At 72.0% G+C, this 18,076-nt stretch carries 17 protein-coding genes; 5 read left to right on the top strand and 12 right to left on the bottom strand.

Going from position 1 to position 18,076, the window contains the following annotated elements:
- Nucleotides 1-176 precede the first annotated feature (176 nt).
- Both ACZ592_RS32655 and ACZ592_RS32650 read right to left on the bottom strand, forming a co-directional pair.
- Nucleotides 177-380 (bottom strand): hypothetical protein, encoded by a 204-nt coding sequence (locus tag ACZ592_RS32655; RefSeq protein WP_471585287.1) that lies wholly within the window; start codon nucleotides 378-380, stop codon nucleotides 177-179.
- A gap of 403 nt (nucleotides 381-783) precedes the next feature.
- Nucleotides 784-1,065, bottom strand: a complete 282-nt coding sequence (locus tag ACZ592_RS32650; protein WP_471585286.1) for an acylphosphatase — start codon at nucleotides 1,063-1,065, stop codon at nucleotides 784-786.
- 220 nt (nucleotides 1,066-1,285) lie between these two features.
- Here ACZ592_RS32650 and ACZ592_RS32645 point away from each other — a divergent pair, with 220 nt between their 5' ends.
- Nucleotides 1,286-2,140, top strand: coding sequence for a CAP domain-containing protein (locus ACZ592_RS32645; protein WP_471585285.1), 855 nt, complete (start codon nucleotides 1,286-1,288; stop codon nucleotides 2,138-2,140).
- A 75-nt stretch (nucleotides 2,141-2,215) separates the two neighbouring features.
- The gene (locus tag ACZ592_RS32640) at nucleotides 2,216-2,596 is read left to right on the top strand and encodes a winged helix-turn-helix transcriptional regulator (RefSeq protein ID WP_471585284.1); all 381 of its coding nucleotides are present in this window, start codon (nucleotides 2,216-2,218) and stop codon (nucleotides 2,594-2,596) included.
- Here the strand turns inward: ACZ592_RS32640 and mutM are convergent.
- The 9 genes from mutM to ACZ592_RS32595 all read right to left on the bottom strand — a co-directional run bounded on the left by mutM (nucleotide 2,569) and on the right by ACZ592_RS32595 (nucleotide 11,854).
- A complete protein-coding gene (mutM, locus tag ACZ592_RS32635; protein ID WP_471585283.1) occupies nucleotides 2,569-3,429 on the bottom strand; it encodes a bifunctional DNA-formamidopyrimidine glycosylase/DNA-(apurinic or apyrimidinic site) lyase in 861 nt (286 codons plus the stop codon). The two genes, ACZ592_RS32640 and mutM, sit on opposite strands and share 28 nt — an antisense overlap.
- 128 nt (nucleotides 3,430-3,557) lie before the next feature.
- Complete coding sequence (gene rnc / locus ACZ592_RS32630; protein ID WP_471585282.1) at nucleotides 3,558-4,376, bottom strand: ribonuclease III; 819 nt, start codon at nucleotides 4,374-4,376, stop codon at nucleotides 3,558-3,560.
- 7 nt (nucleotides 4,377-4,383) lie between these two features.
- Nucleotides 4,384-4,557, bottom strand: a complete 174-nt coding sequence (rpmF, locus tag ACZ592_RS32625; RefSeq protein WP_026165248.1) for a 50S ribosomal protein L32 — start codon at nucleotides 4,555-4,557, stop codon at nucleotides 4,384-4,386.
- Between the two features lie 2 nt (nucleotides 4,558-4,559).
- Entirely contained in the window at nucleotides 4,560-5,210 is a 651-nt protein-coding gene (locus ACZ592_RS32620) for a YceD family protein (protein WP_471585354.1), read from the bottom strand.
- Between the two features lie 163 nt (nucleotides 5,211-5,373).
- Nucleotides 5,374-6,507 (bottom strand): cell division initiation protein, encoded by a 1,134-nt coding sequence (locus tag ACZ592_RS32615; RefSeq protein WP_471585281.1) that lies wholly within the window; start codon nucleotides 6,505-6,507, stop codon nucleotides 5,374-5,376.
- 126 nt (nucleotides 6,508-6,633) lie between these two features.
- On the bottom strand, nucleotides 6,634-7,113 hold the full coding sequence (coaD, locus tag ACZ592_RS32610) for a pantetheine-phosphate adenylyltransferase (protein ID WP_471585353.1): 480 nt from the start codon (nucleotides 7,111-7,113) through the stop codon (nucleotides 6,634-6,636).
- Nucleotides 7,114-7,139: 26 nt separating this feature from the next.
- Nucleotides 7,140-7,769, bottom strand: a complete 630-nt coding sequence (rsmD, locus tag ACZ592_RS32605) for a 16S rRNA (guanine(966)-N(2))-methyltransferase RsmD (protein ID WP_471585280.1) — start codon at nucleotides 7,767-7,769, stop codon at nucleotides 7,140-7,142.
- A 48-nt stretch (nucleotides 7,770-7,817) separates the two neighbouring features.
- Nucleotides 7,818-10,061 (bottom strand): ATP-dependent DNA helicase RecG, encoded by a 2,244-nt coding sequence (gene recG / locus ACZ592_RS32600; protein WP_471585279.1) that lies wholly within the window; start codon nucleotides 10,059-10,061, stop codon nucleotides 7,818-7,820.
- A 128-nt stretch (nucleotides 10,062-10,189) separates the two neighbouring features.
- Nucleotides 10,190-11,854, bottom strand: a complete 1,665-nt coding sequence (locus tag ACZ592_RS32595; RefSeq protein WP_471585278.1) for a DAK2 domain-containing protein — start codon at nucleotides 11,852-11,854, stop codon at nucleotides 10,190-10,192.
- 239 nt (nucleotides 11,855-12,093) lie between these two features.
- On the opposite strand from ACZ592_RS32595, the gene rpmB reads away from it, so the two are divergent.
- The 3 genes from rpmB to ACZ592_RS32580 all read left to right on the top strand — a co-directional run bounded on the left by rpmB (nucleotide 12,094) and on the right by ACZ592_RS32580 (nucleotide 16,853).
- Nucleotides 12,094-12,279, top strand: coding sequence for a 50S ribosomal protein L28 (rpmB, locus tag ACZ592_RS32590; RefSeq protein WP_016642993.1), 186 nt, complete (start codon nucleotides 12,094-12,096; stop codon nucleotides 12,277-12,279).
- Nucleotides 12,280-12,439: 160 nt separating this feature from the next.
- Nucleotides 12,440-15,511 carry an ATP-binding protein gene (locus ACZ592_RS32585; protein ID WP_471585277.1) on the top strand — a complete coding sequence of 1,024 codons (3,072 nt, stop codon included), beginning with the start codon at nucleotides 12,440-12,442 and terminating at the stop codon, nucleotides 15,509-15,511.
- 34 nt (nucleotides 15,512-15,545) lie between these two features.
- Complete coding sequence (locus ACZ592_RS32580; protein ID WP_471585276.1) at nucleotides 15,546-16,853, top strand: FAD-dependent monooxygenase; 1,308 nt, start codon at nucleotides 15,546-15,548, stop codon at nucleotides 16,851-16,853.
- Between the two features lie 65 nt (nucleotides 16,854-16,918).
- Here ACZ592_RS32580 and ACZ592_RS32575 read toward each other — a convergent pair whose 3' ends face one another.
- Nucleotides 16,919-17,887, bottom strand: a complete 969-nt coding sequence (locus ACZ592_RS32575) for a thiamine-phosphate kinase (protein ID WP_471585275.1) — start codon at nucleotides 17,885-17,887, stop codon at nucleotides 16,919-16,921.
- Nucleotides 17,888-18,076: the final 189 nt, after the last annotated feature.

Raw genomic sequence — 18,076 nt, 5'->3', positions numbered from 1 at the left:
AAGAAAGCGCGTGCGCCGGAGCAAGCAAAGACGCCGGAGCAAGAAAGAAGGGACGCCGAAGCGTCCCTTGCAGATCTGGAGACAAGCGGCTGACACGAACAGCCTGACCACTTGGCTTACCTATGGGCGCAATTGCTGCAAGGCCCTTGTCGCATGCTCTCGTGCACTAGGAGTGGTCAGGTGAGCGCAGGCTCCGCCTGGGGTACGTCGATGCTCTCCAGGAGCGATTCGTGAGAAGCGGCAGCCGCGAGCTCGTCGTTCTCGGCCTGGATCCGAACGAGCTCGGATTCCAGGTCCTGGACGCGCTGCTGGAGCCGTCGCATCTCGGCGAGGAGTCGCGGGTCGCTGCCGCCGACGTAACCGAGAAGCGCCTTTGCCATGATGGATGGTCCTCCACACTGAGTGACCGACCGAAGCGGTGTGGGTCGTGAGGGAATCGCACCCGCGGTGCTTGGCACTCTTGCGTCTTGCGTGGTCTTGCTGGCCGTTCTCACATGCCAAACAGCTAAGGTGCGCGGGGCTTTCAGAGTCTCACCAAAAAGTTTGACGGTCAACACGATCACACCCCGTATTGACGGGCGGCCCGGGGGCGCGCGGCCTCGGAACGGGCGGCGCGGCTACTCCATCGGGGCCCTGGGGGCGTGGAGATCATCCTTACCTGCGGAGCCTGCCACTGCAAGCGATTCTTGGCAACCACCAGGCTTTTCCTGCCTCAGACAGGTGCCGCGGACACTCCCCCGGCACCGCGGCGCCCCCTCCCCGCCGCGTTCGCCCCGGTCACGCTCAGCGAATGGCGAAGGTCTCGTATATGCCACGCGGTGTGTCCCAGATCTCGGTGACTCCGTCCACCCGCCCGGGTGTGTCGCCCTCGCGGAGCCAGTCGAGCAGCTTCTGACAGCCGGCCCGGGGCCCCTCGGCGACGACCTGTACGCGGCCGTCCTCCAGATTGAGAGCAAAACCACTCAGGGCGCCGATCTCCAGCGCCTTGGCCCGCGTGAACCAGCGGAATCCCACGGCCTGCACGCGCCCGCGCACCCAGGCGGTGAGTCGTACGTCTTCGTTCATGGGTGCACGCTAACCGGCCAATTGCTCTCGGAGCACTTCGTCCCCATGCGCCATCGCGTACAGTCGCGACTCGATGAGCCTCACCCATATGGGTGAGTCACGTTGATCTTGGATCTTAACGCACGAAGATCCGAAAGAACGAAAGGCACAGGAGATGGGACGCCACCGACGCTCCGGCGCTGGACAGGCCGCCGCCACCCCTGAATTCCCACCGGGGACGGTGTCGCACCGTCGCAAGGGCCGCGCCTCCACCCCCGTGCGCACGGGTCTGCTCGGCGTCTCCGCCGCCGTGGCGATGGGCGCCGTCGCGGTCGCCGCGGGCGTACTCCCCGGCAGCGACACCTACCAGCTGGGCGGCGGGGGCGATCCCGGCAAGGTGCGCTCGGCCGCCGCACCGACCGAGGTGGACACCCACGGCGGCTCGGACTCGACCGCCGACCGGGGCGAGCCGTCACCGAGCCGCGGCACCGGCCGCTCAAAGGCGCCGGAGCCCACGCCCTCCCGGGCCGCCCCGAAGCCGTCGAAGACGCCCTCCGAGAAGCCTTCGGCACCGGAGCCGGACGCTGACGGGACCGGCAGGAACGACAGGAACGACAGGAACACTGAGGCCCGCAAGGACGAGTCGGCTCCGAGCCCGTCGCGCACGCCCGAGGAGAAGCCCGAGGCTCCCGCGGCGGGCTCCGCGTCGTCCGGCGACGAGAGCGCGGCCGAGGCCGCGGTGCTCACGCTCGTCAATCAGGAGCGGGCCAAGGCGGGCTGCCGTCCCGTCCGGTCCGACCAGCGGCTCGCGAAGCTGGCCGGCGACTTCAGCGCCGACATGGCCGCGCGCGACTTCTTCGACCACACCGACCCGGACGGTGCGACGCCGTGGGACCGCGCGGAGAAGGCCGGCATCTCGAACCTGGGCGGCGAGAACATCGCCCGGGGCCAGGCCGACGCCCGGTCCGTCATGGACGCCTGGATGAACAGCGCAGGCCACCGCGCCAACATCCTCAACTGCGAGTACAAGACCCTCGGCGTCGGAGCGCACTTCGCGGCGGGCGGCCCGTGGTGGACGCAGGACTTCGGCTTCTGACGCACCCTTTCCGGCGCGCCGAGGGACCCTCGGCACTACCGAATAGTTAGCGCTGTGCGGGAGTACGCTGTCGGCATGGAATCCACCGACCTGGCGTACGACGTGTTCTCCCGGCAGTGCCCGTCGCGGAGCACGCTGGAGCACGTCACCGGACGCTGGGGCGCGCTCACCCTCGGAGCCCTGCACGAGAGCACGCTCCGCTTCAACGAACTGCGTCGGCGCGTCGACGGCGTGAGCGAGAAGATGCTGTCCCAGACCCTGCACGCGCTGGAGCGCGACGGCCTGGTGCACCGGGACGCGCAGCCGACCAACCCGCCGCGCGTGGACTACCGGCTCACCCCGCTGGGACAGGAGATCGCCGGGCGGCTGTTGTCCCTGATCCACTTCGTGGAGGGGCGGCAGGACGAGGTCCGCCGGGCGCAGGAGCGTTACGACACGACGCGCGGCGCCCGCTGACAGCGGGGGCAGAAGTAGCTGGACCGGTTCATCCAGGGGCGTCGGCGGATCGCGGTGCCGCAGCGCCGGCACGGCTCGTCCTCCCGGCCGTACGCGTCCAACGACCGGTCGAAATAGCCTGATTCGCCGTTCACGTTGACGTAGAGGCTGTCGAAGCTGGTGCCGCCGACGGAGAGCGCCGCGTTCATCACGTCCCGCACGTGGCCCAGGAGTTCGGCCGTGCGCGGGCGCGTGAAGGCGCCGGTGGGTCGTTCGTAGTGCAGCTTGGCGCGCCACAGCGCCTCGTCCGCGTAGATGTTGCCGACACCGCTGATCAGCGACTGGTCGAGCAGCGCCCGCTTGATCGTCGTACGGCGGCCGCGCAGCGCCAGATGGAAGGCGTCGTCGTCGAACGCGTCGTCGAGCGGGTCCCGCGCGATGTGCGCGATGACGTCCGGGAGGCCGTCGGCGGTGTTGTCGTGGAGCGAGAGCCCGCCGAACGTGCGCTGGTCGACGAAGCGGAGCTCGGTGCCCTGCTCGTCCGCGAACCGCACCCGGATCCTCAAGTGCTTCTCGTCCGGGGCCTCTTCGGGCTGCACGAGCAGCTGCCCGCTCATGCCCAGATGGGCCAGGACGGACTGCGAGGTGTCGGCGAGCGGCAGCCACAGATACTTGCCGCGCCGCTGGGCGAGCCCGATCCGGTGCCCCACGAGACGGGCCCCGAAGTCCTCCCCGCCCGCCACGTGCCGCCGTACCGCACGCGGGTGGAGCACCTGCGCCGCGGCCACGATCCGGCCGCTGACCCACCGCTCCAGACCACGCCGGACGACTTCGACTTCGGGCAGCTCGGGCATGTCCGCTCCGGGGTGACGGGGTGGTGGGCTGGTGGACGGCGGGACGGCCGCCGGGGCGGCGCGGGAAAGAACGGTGCCGGCCGCCCTCTGGTTCAGAGGGCGACCGGCACCAAAAGGAGGGGCGGCCGTCAGGCCGAGGGAGTGTCGGCGGTTCCCTCGGGCTGTGCGGCAGCGGCGGCCTCGGCCGCCTTGATCCGCTCGTCCGCCGCGGCGCGAATCGCACGCCAGGCGGACTCCGCGGCCTGCTGCTCCGCTTCCTTCTTGCTGCGGCCGGTGCCGGTGCCGTACGAGACGCCTCCGACGCGGGCGGCAGCAGTAAAGGTCTTCTCGTGGTCGGGTCCGCTCTCCGTGACGAGGTACTCGGGCACGCCGAGGCTCTCCGTCGCGGTGAGCTCCTGGAGACTGGTCTTCCAGTCCAGGCCCGCACCCAGGTTCGAGGACTTCTCGATCAGCGGGTCGAAGAGCCGGTGCACCAGCTCGCCCGCAGCGTCCAGACCCTGGTCGAGATAGACCGCGCCGATCACCGCTTCAAGGGTGTCGGCGAGGATGGATGCCTTGTCCCGGCCTCCCGTGCCCTCTTCGCCCCGGCCGAGCCGGATGAAGGAGCCGAGTTCGAGGCCGCGACTGACCTCCGCCAGCGCACGCGAATTGACCACCGCGGCCCGCAACTTGGCCAGCTGGCCTTCGGGCAGGTCGGGGTGGGTGCGGTACAGCGTGTCCGTGACGACGAGACCGAGCACCGAGTCCCCGAGGAACTCGAGCCGCTCATTCGTCGGCAGGCCGCCGTTCTCGTACGCGTACGAACGGTGGGTCAGCGCGCGCACCAGAAGGGCGGACTCGAGCTTGTACCCGAGCCGCCCTTCCAGAAGCGTGTGGGACGAGGCCGTTGTCTCCGCCAATTTCTTGGCGTCTTCCGCCTTCTTGGGGCTAGACACGGTGCCTCTCACCAGCCGCTCAGACCTCGAGGACCTGGCGCTTGTTGTAGGTGCCGCAGCTCGGGCACGCGATGTGCTGCTGCTTGGGCTCCTGGCAACGCTCACACGAAACCAGGGTGGGGACCGCAGCCTTCCACTGCGACCGGCGGTGGCGCGTGTTGCTGCGCGACATCTTCCGCTTCGGAACAGCCACGGCTACTTCTCCTGCTTCTCGTCGACGCCCGCTTCCGCTTCGGCGCCGCTCATCTCGTCCTTCTCGCCGTCCTGGATGGTGCCAGCGAGTCCCTGCAATGCCGCCCAACGGATGTCGACGGCATCATGGTGGTGGTCCGGGTCGTCCGCGAGCCGCACTCCGCACTGGGAGCACAGGCCCGGACAGTCGTCCTGGCACACCGGCTGCATCGGCAGTGCGAGCACCACCGCATCACGCAGCACGGGCTCGAGGTCGAACATGCCGTCCTCGAGGTAGAGCCTGTTCTCGTCTTCCTCGGCGTCGTCGGCCGGTTCCGCGGTGCGGCCCCGGTCGTCGGCGTCAGGGTACGAGAACATCTCCTGGAAGTCCGCGTCGAGCTCCAGCTCAAGCGGCTCCAGACACCTTACGCACTCCCCCTCGGCCGACGCACGGGCGGTGCCTGTGACAAGCACCCCTTCCATGACCGACTCGAGACGGATCTCCAGCTGGACCGGGGCGCCCTGCGGCACTCCGACGACCCCTTCGATCCCGAAGGCGCCCGGCGGACCGGGTGCCTCGATCTCGCGGGTCAGCCGCTGCATGGCACCGGGACGCCGACCCAGCTCGTGTGTGTCGAACACGAGGGGGTTTCGGTGGTCGAGGCGCGTGCTCAGGGCTTTTCCTGCTTTCGAATCCTGGAAGTCCGGGGGAGGGCCGCCGCACCGGTGCCGCGTGGACGCGGCTCGTGTGGGCAGCCTGGGTCGCGGACGTATGCGCGACCGAAGAGCCAGGATACTTGACCTTCCGCTCTCGGCCCAATCCGGTCCCGATGTGCCGCTAACGCCCCTGCTCGTACGCGCGCAGCTGCTCCGCGCTGATCATGGTCGTGTCGAAGAGGCTGGTCTCGTCCAGCACCGCGGGCTGCTGGGGCTGGACCTGCGGGTGGTCCTGGGTGTGGTGGTGCGGGTGGTCCTGGGTGTGGTCCTGCATCGGGGCCTGCTGCAGCTGGTCGTAGCCCTGCGGCGGATACCCGTACTGGTCGTGCTGCTGGTACCCGTACGGATCCTGCTGGCCGTACGGGTCCTGCTGGTACCCGTAGGGGACCTGCTGCTGGTATCCGTACGGATCCGGCTGCTGCTGCACCGGCTCGTAGGCCTGGTGCGCCGGCTCGTAGGGCTGCTGGGCCGGGATCGGCGGGGTCGGGGCCTGGACGGGCTGCTGCCGTACGGGCTGCTGCGCGGGCTCCCCGACGGCCGCGGGTCCGGCCAGATCGGCGAGGTACTCGGCGTCGGTGGTGTGCCCCTGGGCCCCGGCGCTCTCCCCCAGGGTGCCGAGCTCGTCGGCGGGGGCCCGGCCGTGCAGGGTCTGACGGCCGCGGCCGACGGCCTCCAGCGTCTTGGCGAGGACCGCCTCGAAGGCGCCGAGCTTGGCGTCGACGTACGCGTCGGCGTTGCGGCGCAGCGTCTCGGGGTCGTGGCTGCGCTCGGGGGCGTCCTCGTCCTCGTACCCCTGCTCGTCGAGGCCGGGTCCGGTGCCGAGGAGCTTCTCGCGGCCGCGGCCGACCGAGCCGAGCGTCTTGGTGAGGACGACCTCGAAGTTGGCGAGCTTGCTGTCCACGTAGTCGTCGGCCTCGACGCGGACCTCGTCGGCGGTCTGGCGGGCCTCGGTGAGGATGCGGTCGGCCTCGCCCTGGGAGCGGCGGGCGACCTCCGTGTCGGAGATCAGGGAGCCGCGCTCGGCGTGCGCGGTCTCGATGATCCGCTCCGCCTCCTGGCGGGCCTGCTCGACCAGCTGCTCGCGGCCTCCGATGAGCTCCTGCGCCTGGGCGAGGGAGCCCGGCAGGGCCTGGCGCACCTCTTCGAGCATCGAGAGCAGATCGGCGCGGTTGACCACGCACGAGGCCGACATGGGCATGGACCGGGCGCTGCCGACCGCCTGGACGATCTCGTCGATCTTCTTCTGCACGTCCACCGTGTGCTCGCCACTCTCTACAGCTGGTTGGGAGACGGACGGGACGACTGTAAGGCCACTGGCCGCCCGTCCGACACCGGGTGACGAGCCGTCAGCGCACGGGCCGCCGGCGCCCCGGCGGGGGCGTCACTTCTTGCCCAGGCGTTCGACCAGGGCCTCGTGGACCACGGGCGGCAGCAGGTGCGCGACGTCGCCGCCCCAGGCCGCGACCTCCTTGACCAGCGAGGAGGAGAGGAAGCTGTAGGTGGGGTTGGTCGGGACGAAGAGGGTCTCGACGCCCGAGAGCCCGTTGTTCATCTGGGCCATCTGGAGTTCGTAGTCGAAGTCGCTGACCGCGCGCAGGCCCTTGACGATGGCCGGAATGTCGCGCTGCTTGCAGAAGTCGACGAGCAGGCCGTGGAAGGCCTCCACCTCGACGTTGCCGAAGTCGGCGGTCACCTGGCGGATCAGTTCGATCCGCTCGTCGATCTCGAACAGGCCCTTCTTCGACTGATTGATCATCACCGCGACGTGCACCACGTCGTACAGCTTGGAGGCGCGGGCGATGATGTCGAGGTGTCCATTGGTGATGGGGTCGAACGACCCCGGACAGACTGCGCGGCGCAACGTGAGTCCCTCGCTCTCCGGTCCGGTCATGGCGCGACGCTGGAGTCGTCGCACGTAGAGGCGGCGCGACCGTACCAAAACGTCCCTTCGCCGTAGCGACGGGACCTGAGGGCCTCGAAACCCTCCGGCCAGCCGAATTCTCCGCCTCTTGTACTGCGTTCAACGGTGACGAGCGCGTCGCCCGTGAGCCAGCCCCCCGAACGGAGTGTGAGCAGGATCTCCCGAAGATCGTCATCGCCGACGGCGTACGGAGGATCGAGGAAGACCAGGTCGTACGGGCCGGCCGGGGTCCCTTCCCGGACGATCTGGGCGGCTTTGCCCGCCCGCACCTCGGCACCGGGCAGCGCGACCGCCCGCACGTTCTCCCGGATGGTGCGCGCCGCCCTGGCGTCCGCCTCGACGAGCAGGGTGTGCGCCGCCCCCCGGGACAGCGCCTCCAGGCCGACGGCGCCTGAACCCGCGTAGAGATCGAGGACGCGTGCTCCGTCGAGCGTGCCCTGGAGTGCCTGCCAGGTGGAGAAGAGGCCCTCGCGCGCGCGGTCGGACGTGGGGCGGGTGCCGTTGCCCGGCGGGACGGCCAGGCGGCGTCCGCCGGCCGTGCCGGCGATCACGCGGGTCATCTGATTCCTTCTGGCTGAGGGGTGGTCCGGCTCCACGATATGGCGTGCGCGGGCGTCTGCCCTCGTCAGCCCGCGCCGGCCGGGTCAGCCCTTGTCGAGGTACTGCTCGCGCTCCGCGTCGAGCAGGGCGTCCAGGGCGGTGCGCAGGGCGGGCAGCCGCTCCAGTTCGGGGTCGTCGGCTACCACGGCGACCGCCTCCCCGCGGGCGGCGGCGATGACCTCCTCGTCCTCGATGACGGCGAGCATGCGCAGGCTGGAGCGGACGCCGGACTGGGCCTGGCCGAGCACGTCGCCCTCGCGCCGCTGCTCCAGGTCGATGCGGGAGAGCTCGAAGCCGTCGAGCGTCGAGGCGACGGCGCCGAGGCGGCCCCTGGCGGGGCTGGCCTCGGGCATGTCGGTGACCAGGAGGCAGAGGCCGGGGGCCGAACCGCGGCCGACGCGGCCGCGGAGCTGGTGCAGCTGGGAGACGCCGAATCGGTCCGCGTCCATGATCACCATGGCGGTGGCGTTCGGGACGTTGACCCCGACCTCGATGACGGTCGTCGCGACCAGGACCTGCGTCTCGCCCGCGGCGAAGCGGCGCATCACCGCGTCCTTGTCGTCGGGCTGCATACGGCCGTGCAGGACCTCGATCCTCAGCCCCTGCAGCGGGCCGCGGGCGAGCTGCTCGGCGACCTCGATGACGGCGAGCGGGGGCCGCTTCTCCGCGGTGGCCTCCTCCTCCGCCTTCTTCTCGGCCTTCTTCGCCTTCTTGTCGGTCTTGCCCGTCTTGCCGGCCTTGTCTGCGGGATCGTCGACGTCGTCGCCGATCCGCGGGCAGACCACGTACGCCTGGTGGCCGTTCTCCACCTCCTCGCGCACGCGCTCCCACGCGCGGGCCAGGAAGTGGGGCTTGTCCTCGGCCGGGACCACATGGCTGGCGATCGGCGAGCGTCCGGCGGGGAGCTGGTCGAGGACCGAGGTCTCCAGGTCGCCGAAGACCGTCATCGCCACCGTGCGCGGAATGGGCGTGGCGGTCATGACCAGCAGGTGCGGGGGCTGCTTGCCCTTGCCGCGCAGGGCGTCACGCTGCTCGACGCCGAAGCGGTGCTGCTCGTCGACGACGACCAGGCCCAGGTCGTGGAACTGGACCTTGTCCTCGATCAGCGCGTGAGTGCCGATGACGATCCCGGCCTCGCCGGTCACCAGGTCGAGCAGGGCCTGGCGGCGGGCGGCCGTCCCCATGGAGCCGGTCAGCAGCGTGACCTTCGTGGCGTGCTCGGTGCCGCCCAGCATGCCGCCCTCGGCCAGCTCGCCCATCATCTCCACGATGGAGCGGTGGTGCTGCTGGGCGAGGACTTCGGTGGGCGCGAGCATCGCGGCCTGCCCGCCCGCGTCCACGACGGCGAGCATGGCGCGCAGGGCGACCATGGTCTTGCCGCTGCCGACCTCTCCCTGCAGGAGGCGGTGCATCGGGTGCTCGGTCGCGAGGTCGTCGAAGATCTCCCCGGAGACCTTCTGCTGTCCCTCGGTGAGCGTGAAGGGCAGCTTGGCGTCGAAGGCGTCGAGGAGGCCGCCTTCCTGGGGCCTGCGGGCCACGGCGGGCAGCTGCGCGTCCGCGTACCGCCGTCGGGCCAGGGCGACCTGGAGGACGAAGGCCTCGTCCCACTTCAGGCGGTCGCGGGCGGCGGCGATGTCCGCCTTCGAGTGCGGCCGGTGGATCTTCAGGAGCGCTTCGGTGAGCGGGAGGAGACCGCGGTCGTCGCGGAGCGCGGGCGGCAGCGGGTCCACGGCCTCCTGGGCGCTCGGCAGGACCATGTCGACCGACTTGGCGATCTTCCAGGACTCCAGCTTGGCGGTGGCCGGGTAGATCGGCAGGAGGGCACCGGCCCAGGAGCCGACGGCTTCGCCGACCTCGTCGGCGTCGGCCTTCAGCAGTTCGTACGCGGGATGGGCCAGCTGCATCTTGCGGTTGAAGACCGACACCTTGCCCGCGAACATCGCGCGGGTGCCGGGCAGCAGGTCCTTGTGCGGCTTGTGGATGCCGCGGCCGAAGAAGACGAGCTGGACCTGTCCGCTGCCGTCGGTGATCGTGACCTCGAGGCGCTGGCCCCTGCCGCCGTTGAACGTCAGGATGCGCGCGCTCGCGACCTGGGCGACCACCGTGACGTGCTCGTCCAGCGGGAGGTCGGCGAGGCGCGTGAGCTCACCGCGCTCGGCGTAGCGCCGGGGGTAGTGGTGCAGGAGGTCGCCGACCGTGTGCAGGTCGAGATGGTCGGCCATCACCTTCGCCGTGGCGGGGCCGACCACTTTCTTCAGGGGTTCTTCGAGCGCGGGCACGAGATCCATTGCACACCACGGCACTGACAATCCGCCGAACGTCCCCCGGATCCACCGTCCGTACGCCGTGTCAGCCGGGGCCGCCGTGCCGGGTCTTGTCCGTCTCCGCCCGCGCGCTCCCGCGCCCGCTCGCGCCGCTACTCGACGCCGATCAGCATCAGCGCCGCCTGGCGTCCGCCGCGGTAGACCACGGTGTCGACGGCCAGGTACGCCTCGCGCACGTGCTTCTCCAGGTGGTCGGCGACGGTGTCGGGCACGGACTCGCCGAGCACGAGCGTGACCATCTCGCCGCCCGCCGACAGCATGCGGTCCAGGACGGACACGGCGGTGCGGGCCACCTCGGAGCCGATCACCGCGACGTCACCGTCGATGATGCCGAGCATGTCCCCGGCCTGGCAGATGCCCGCCATCGTCCAGGACTGCCGCTCGGCGACGGCCAGTTCGCCGTACCGGGTCGCACCGGCCGCGGAGGTCATGGCGACGACGTCCTCGTCGAAGCGGCGGTCCGGCTCGTGCACGGCGATGGCCGCGATGCCCTGGACCGCGGAGCGCGTGGGGATCAGCGCGACCCGGACGCCTTCCGTGCGGGCCTGCTCGGCGGCGGCCGCCGCCGTGTGCCGCAGCTCGGCGTCGTTCGGCAGGAGCACCACCTCGCGGGCGTGGGCCCGCCGGATGGCGTCGACGAGCTCGCCGCTGACGGGCGGCTCCCCCACGCGCGCGGGCACGGTGGTGGCGCCGGCCTCGGCGTACAGCCCGGCGAGGCCCTCGCCGGGCACGACGGCGACGATGGCCCGCCCCGCGCGCTCGCGGGGCGGCTGCGCGGTGGTGTGGGCGTCGCCGACCCCGAAGTGGGTGATGCGGATGCGGTGGGGGCGGCCCGCCTCCACGCCCGCCTCGACGGCCGCTCCCGCGTCGTCGACGTGCACGTGGACGTTCCAGAGGCCGTCGCCGCCGACCACGACGAGGGAGTCGCCGAGCCGGTCGAGGCGGGCCCGCAGCCGGGTGACGGCGGCGTCGTCCGCCTCCAGGAGGTAGATCACCTCGAAGGCGGGGCCGCCCTCGTCGGCGGGCGGCTCCTCGCACTCGACGGCCGCCACGCGTGTGTGCGGGCTCTCCGCGCCCTTGGGGACCACGGTCTCGCCCGCCAGGGCGGCGACCAGCGCCCCCAGGACCGCGACGAGCCCCCGGCCGCCGGCGTCCACCACTCCCGCGCGCCCGAGCACCGCGAGCTGTCCCGGCGTCGCCTCCAGGGCCGCGCAGGCGCCTTCGTACGCCGCCCTGGCGACCGTGCCGCAGTCGCCTGCGGTGCCCGCAGCCGCCTTCGCCGCCGCCGTGGCCACCGTCAGGACGGTGCCCTCCACGGGGTGGGCGACCGCTTGGTAGGCGGAGTCGGCCGCCTGCCGCAGTGCGAGTTCCAGGGCCGGCCCGTCGGCGTGATCTGCCTCACCGGCCTCGGTGCTGACCGTGCTGTCAGTGCCGTCGGCACCGCCGATGACCTGGGCCATCCCCCGCAGCAGCTGCGACAGGATCGTGCCCGAGTTCCCGCGGGCCCCGATGAGCGCTCCGTGCGCCATCGCGCGCACCGTCTCGGCCAGTGAAGGGAGGGCCGGATCGTGGCCCGTGAACGCCGCGTCGACCGCCTGCGAGGCGGATTCCACGGTCAGATAGAGGTTCGTCCCCGTGTCCCCGTCGGCGACCGGATAGACGTTGATGGAGTCGATCTCCTCGCGCGCCCTGCCGAGGGCGTCCAGAGCCAGTCGGCACCAGGCGCGCACCGCGACCGCGTCGAGGTTCTGCGGCACCTGTTCGCCTCCTTGACCATCCGGAATGGACGCAGCGTAGACCCAGGGTGAACAGCGGGCCCGGGGCGGGGGACGGACGAGCCATGGTAGTTTCGTTGTACCGAAGCAGTCGTTGTATGCTGCTCCGGTTGCCCGATACACATCGGGACATTCCTCCTGGCAACGCCACTCCGATCATTGCACTGATCCCGGCATGCCGGGATTAACCGTAAGTGCATCTGAAGTCTTTGGAGTGACCCGTGGCTGCCAACTGCGACGTCTGCGGCAAGGGGCCGGGCTTCGGCAACAACATCTCGCACTCGCACCGCCGTACGCCCCGTCGCTGGAACCCGAACATCCAGCGTGTGCGTGCCGTGGTGAGCGGGACGCCGAAGCGCCTCAACGCCTGCACCTCGTGCATCAAGGCCGGCAAGGTCTCGCGCTGACGTCAGCGCGGCCACCTAGCTGGTTGCTGAAAGAGCCGGTTCCCTTCGGGGAACCGGCTCTTTCGTATGTCCCGGCCCCCCTTCGCATGTCCCGGCCCCCCTGTAGGTCTGCACGCCTTCGCTCCCCCACGCGCGCGTGGGGGCTGCCAGAATCTGGCGGATGCGCTTCGGCATCCTCGGCCCCCTCGACGTACGCGCCCCCGACGGCACCCCGCTCGATCCCGGCGGGCCGCGCCCCCGCGCGCTGCTGACCCTGCTGCTCCTCGACGCGGGCCGCGCGGTCTCCGCGACGGGGCTGACCGGCCGCCTCTACGGCGACGAGCCGCCCGCGGGCGCCGCGAACGCCCTGCAGTCCCAGGTATCCCGGCTGCGCAAGCGCCTCGGCCTGGCCATCGAGGCCGTCCCCACCGGCTACCGCATCGCCGTCTCCCCCGAAGACGTCGACCTGCACCGCTTCGAGCGGCTGGCCCACGAGGGCCACCGGGCCCTCGCGTCCGGGGACCACCGCCGTGCCGCGGACCTCCTGAACGAGGCGCTCGGCCTGTGGCGCGGGCCCGCGCTCGCCGATCTGCCGGACGCCCTCCCCCTGGCCGTACGCCTGGACGAGCTGCGGCTGACCGCCGTGCAGGACCGGATCGAGGCGGATCTCGCGCTGGGCGGCGGCGCCGAGCTCGTCCCTGAGCTGCGCGAGCTGATCGCCGTGCACCCGCTGAGCGAGCGGCTGCACGGACAGCTGATGCGGGCGCTGCATGCGGGCGGGCGGCCCGCGCAGGCGCTCAGCGCCTACGAGGACGCCCGGCGTGCCCTCGCCGACGAGCTCGGCACGGATCCCTCCCCCGAGCTGTCCGCGCTCCATCTGGAGCTGCTCCAGGGCCGGGAGCCGGCCAGGCAGCGGGGCGTGCCCGCGCAGCTGACGCGGTTCGTCGGCCGGGCCGAGGAGCTCGCGCGGATCGGCTCGCTGCTGGGCGGGCACCGGCTCCTGACGCTCACGGGGCCGGGCGGCGCGGGCAAGACGCGGCTCGCGGTGGAGGCGGCCCGCGCGCTGCCCGACGTCTGCTTCGTGGAGCTGGCGCCGCTCGCCGACGGCTCCCGGGTGACGTACGCGATCCTCGCGGCGCTCGGCGTGCGGGACGGCTTCCACACCCAGGGCGGCGACATCACTGAGCGGCTGCTGTCCGCGCTGCACGGCCGTGAGCTGCTGCTCGTCCTGGACAACTGCGAGCACTTGGTCGACGACGCGGCCCGGGTCGCCGGACTGCTGCTCGGGGCCTGCCCGGGTGTGCGGGTGCTCGCCACCAGCAGGGAGGGGCTCGGCATCACGGGCGAGGCCCTGTGGCCGGTGCCGCCGCTGGCCGCCGGGCCCGCGGCCCGCCTCTTCGCCGAGCGGGCCGCCGCCGTACGCCCCGACCTGGCGGGCCCCCGCGACGAACGCGAGCGGCGACTGACCGACGAGATCTGCGCGGCCCTGGACGGGCTGCCGCTCGCCATCGAACTGGCCGCCGCCCGCCTGCGCACCCTCACCCTGGAGGAGCTCGCCGCACGGCTCGGCGACCGCTTCCGGCTGCTCTCGCGCGGCGACCGCACCAAGGCGCCCCGGCACCGCACCCTGCACGCGGTCGTGGAGTGGAGCTGGGAACTGCTCGACGACGAGGAGCGGGAGCTGGCCCGCCGGCTGACGGTGTTCTCCGGAGGGGCCACGTGCGACGCCGTGGAAGCGGTCTGCGGGATCCCGCACCCGGAGGATCTGCTCGCCTCCCTCGTGGAGAAGTCGTTCCTCGACGTGGTCGACGGGCGCTACGGGATGCTGCGGACCATCCGCGCGTTCTGCGCGGGGCACCTGGCCGGCGCCGGCGAGGAGGAGCGGCTGCGGGCCGCGCACGCGGCGTACTTCCTGCGGCTGGCGGAGGCCGCCGAGCCGCTGCTGCGCGGCCGTGCGCAACTGCCCTGGCTGGCCCGGCTCGACGCCGAGGTGACGAACCTCGACGCGGCGCTGCGCCACCTGACCCGTGCCGAGCCGCACGACGGGCTCCGGCTGATGGCCGCACTGTCCTGGTACTGGCGGCTGCGCGGCCGCTACGGGGAGCGGACGGCCCTCGCCGTCGAACTCCTGGACGCCGTGGGCCCCGTGCCGCCCGATGGCCTCCTTGAGGAGTACGTCCTCTGTCTGATCAACACGATCGTGGGCGACGGCGACGACCCCGGCGAACCGGCACGCCTCACGCGCGCGGACGAGCTGTTCGACGCTCTCGAAGGGCCGCTGCGGCTGCCGTACCTGGTCGTCCTCTGGTCGGTGGCGGGCGGCCCCGCGCGGTCGCGGACGGACCGGGTGCGGGCCCAGGTCGGCGACCACCCCTGGAGTGTGGCCCTCCTCGATCTCGGACTGGGCTTCCAGGAGATGTTCGCCGGCCGCGCCCAGGCGGCGGAGGCGGCCTTCGCCCGGTCCCTGGCGGACTTCCGCAGGACCGGCGACCGCTGGGGCACGGCCAACTGTCTCGACCCGCTGGGCATGTTCGCCGACTGGCGGGGCGACCGGGAGCAGGCGCTCGCCCTGCTCGACGAAGGCCTGCTCCACGTCAGGGAGTTGGGGGCTCCGGAGGAGACCGCCGACCTGCTGAACCAGCGCGCCACCGTCCTGCTGCACCGGGGCGACTACGAGGAGGCCGCAGCCCACTACACGCACGCGGCGGCCCTGGCCCGCACGGTCGGGGTCCCCGACAAGGTGGCGATCGCCCGGCGCGGCCTGGGGAACGTGGCCCGGCTGTCCGGCGACCCGGCACGCGCGCGTGAGCACTACGAAGCCGCTCTGGAGCTGTGCGCCGCCAACTGGTTCAGCCTCGGCGAGAGCGTGCGGACCCTGGTCGGGCTCGGCCGTGCGGCGCTCGCCGAGTCCCGTACGGAGGCGGCCGCCGACTGGTTCGAGCAGGCCCGCGCCCTGGCCTGGGGCACGGGCGGGCGGGCCACGGACTCCGGCACTCTCGACTCGGGCATCCTCGACTCGGGCATCGGCACGCTCGCGGAGGTGGCCGAGGCGTTGGCGGCCGTCGCCGTCGGCCCCGAGGAGGCGGCCCGGCTCCTGGGCGCCGCCCACGGCCTGCGCGGCACGCTGATCGCGGGCGACCCCGACGTCGTGGCCGTCGAGGAGGCCGCCCGCGCGGGGCTGTCCCCGCAGGCGTACGAGAAGGCCTTCGAGCAGGGCAGGAGCCTGCGGTCAGCGGCGGTCAGGAAACGGTAGGCGAACGGTCAGGGGTCCCCCGGACGCTTGCGGCATGACGAACTCGACGCACCCGAAGAAGAGCCCGGACACCGCCACCGCCACCGCCACCAGCCTCGCCCACCTGAAGGTCCTGATCTCCGGGGCCAGCGTCGCGGGCCCCGCCCTCGCTCTCTGGCTCGCCCGTTACGGAGCCCGTGTCACTGTCCTGGAGAAGGCGCCCGCCCTGCGCGAGGGCGGCTTCGCCGTCGACTTCCGCGGCGACGTCCACCGCACGGTGCTGCGGCGCACGGGCATCTGGGACGAGGTGCACCGCAGGCAGACGCACATGGGCCGGCAGACCCTCGTGGAGGCCGACGGCACGGAGCGCGTCGATCTGCCCGCGTTCCTGATGAGCGGCGATGTGGAGATCTTCCGCGGCGACCTCTCCCAGATCCTGTACGAACGCACCGCGGACCGCGTGGAGTACGTCTTCGGGGACTCCGTCGCCTCGCTGACCGAGGACTCCGAAGGCATCGACGTGACCTTCGACCGCGGCGCTCCCCGCCGCTTCGACCTCGTCGTCGGGGCCGACGGGCTGCACTCGCACACCCGCCGTCTGGCCTTCGGCGACGAGTCCCGGTACCTGCGCCACCTCGGGTACTACGTGGCGGGCTTCGGCGTCCCCAACCATCTCGGACTCGACCGCACCGCCCGCATCTACAGCGAGCCGGGCCGCACCGTCATGATCAACAACTATGACGGCGATCCGGACCGGGCGGGGGTGGGCCTGGTCTTCCGGTCCGCGCCGCTGGACCACGACCGGCACGACGTCGACCGGCAGAAGGAGATCCTCGCGGAACGGTTCGCGGGCATGGGCTGGACGCACGCCGCCAAGGCCCTGGAAGGCCTCCAGGACGCCGAGGACCTGTACTTCGACGCCATCGCGCAGATCCACGTCGACCGCCTCTCCCAGGGCCGTGTGGTGCTGCTCGGCGACGCCGGGTACGGCGCCACGATGGGCGGCATGGGGACGGGCACCGCGTTGGTGGCCGCGTACGTCCTGGCCGGTGAGCTCGCGGCGGCACGCGGGGACCACCGGGTCGGCTTCGCCTCCTACGAGGCGCTGATCCGCGACTACGCCAAGGGCTGCCAGAAGTCCTCGGGCAACGCCGGGCCCTTCCTCGCCCCGCCGACCGAGAAGAAGATCCGCAGCCGCGACCGCGCGTACCGCATGCTCAGCTCGCGCCTTTTGGCCGGCTTCTTCAAGAAGCTGACGGAGAAGGCGGCCGGCGACCTGGTACTCAAGGAGTACGTGCCGCTGCCCGCGCGGGGCCACGGCTCCCCTGCGCGGGACCACGCCTTTTTGAACCCTCGTCCGTGAGGGGCGAGTTGGGCGGCCTCGGTGCGCACGAACCTCCTGCCGGCGTCAGGACCGGGGCGGGACGCTCACCCGTCGTCCCCGTCGTCCCCGAAGTGGTCCCAGCCCTTGCTGGCCCACGGGGCGCCGTCGACGGTCACCTGAGGCAGCGCGGAGGGGTTCAGGACCTCGCCGATGACCTTCCAGCGGGCGGGCAGCTTCACGTCCGGCGGGAACGTCGCCACGATCGCGTGGTCCTCGCCGCCGTTGAGCACCCACTGCAGCGGGTCGACGCCGACGGCCTGCCCGATGTCGTTCATCTGCGAGGGCACGTCGACGTCCCCGGAGCGGATGTCGATGCGCACCTTGCTGGCGTCGGCGATGTGCCCGAGGTCGGCGATCAGGCCGTCGCTGACGTCCGTCATGGAGGTCGCGCCGAGACCGGCGGCCGCGGGGCCCGCGTGGTAGGGCGGCTCGGGCCTGCGGTGGGCCTCCACGAAGGCGCGCGGCGAGCGGAAGCCGCGGGAGAGCACGGCGTGCCCGGCGGCGGACCAGCCGAGCCAGCCCGTCACGGCGACGACGTCGCCGGGCTGGGCCCCCGCGCGCGTGACGGGTTCGTGGTTGCGCAGGTCGCCCAGGGCGGTGATCGCGACGGTGATCGTGTCGCCGCGCACGACGTCGCCGCCCACGACGGCCGCCCCCGCGACCTGGCACTCGTCCCTGAGGCCGTCCATCAGCTCGGTGGGCCAGCTCGCGGGGAGCTCGGCGGGCACGACCAGGCCGAGCAGCAGCGCGGTCGGCACGGCACCCATGGCGGCGATGTCGGCGAGGTTCTGCGCGGCGGCCTTGCGGCCCACGTCGTAGGCGGTGGACCAGTCGCGGCGGAAATGCCGCCCTTCCAGGAGGATGTCGGTGCTCGCCACGACCCTGCGGTCCGGCGCGGACACGACCGCGGCGTCATCGCCCGGGCCGAGCCGTACGGCCGGAGTGGAGGTAAGCCGCGAGGTGAGCTCTCTGATGAGCCCGAACTCCCCCAACTCGCCCACGGATCCCTTCACCGAGTCTCACCATGCCCTTTCACGCTGCCCGGCCCCCGGTCGCGAGCCGTCTCTGTCGTCGGTACGGTCGATGTGACCGTCAACTTCTGCTGGCCGTCCACCACGATGTGCGCGCCACAGGTCACCCGGGTCTCCCCGCGGCGTGCGGCGACGCGGTACCGTGGCGTCCCTTTCTCCCCCACATGATCC

It is taken from the genome of Streptomyces sp. NPDC040622, assembly GCF_055593965.1.
This window is presented reverse-complemented; position numbering and strand designations above follow the sequence as displayed.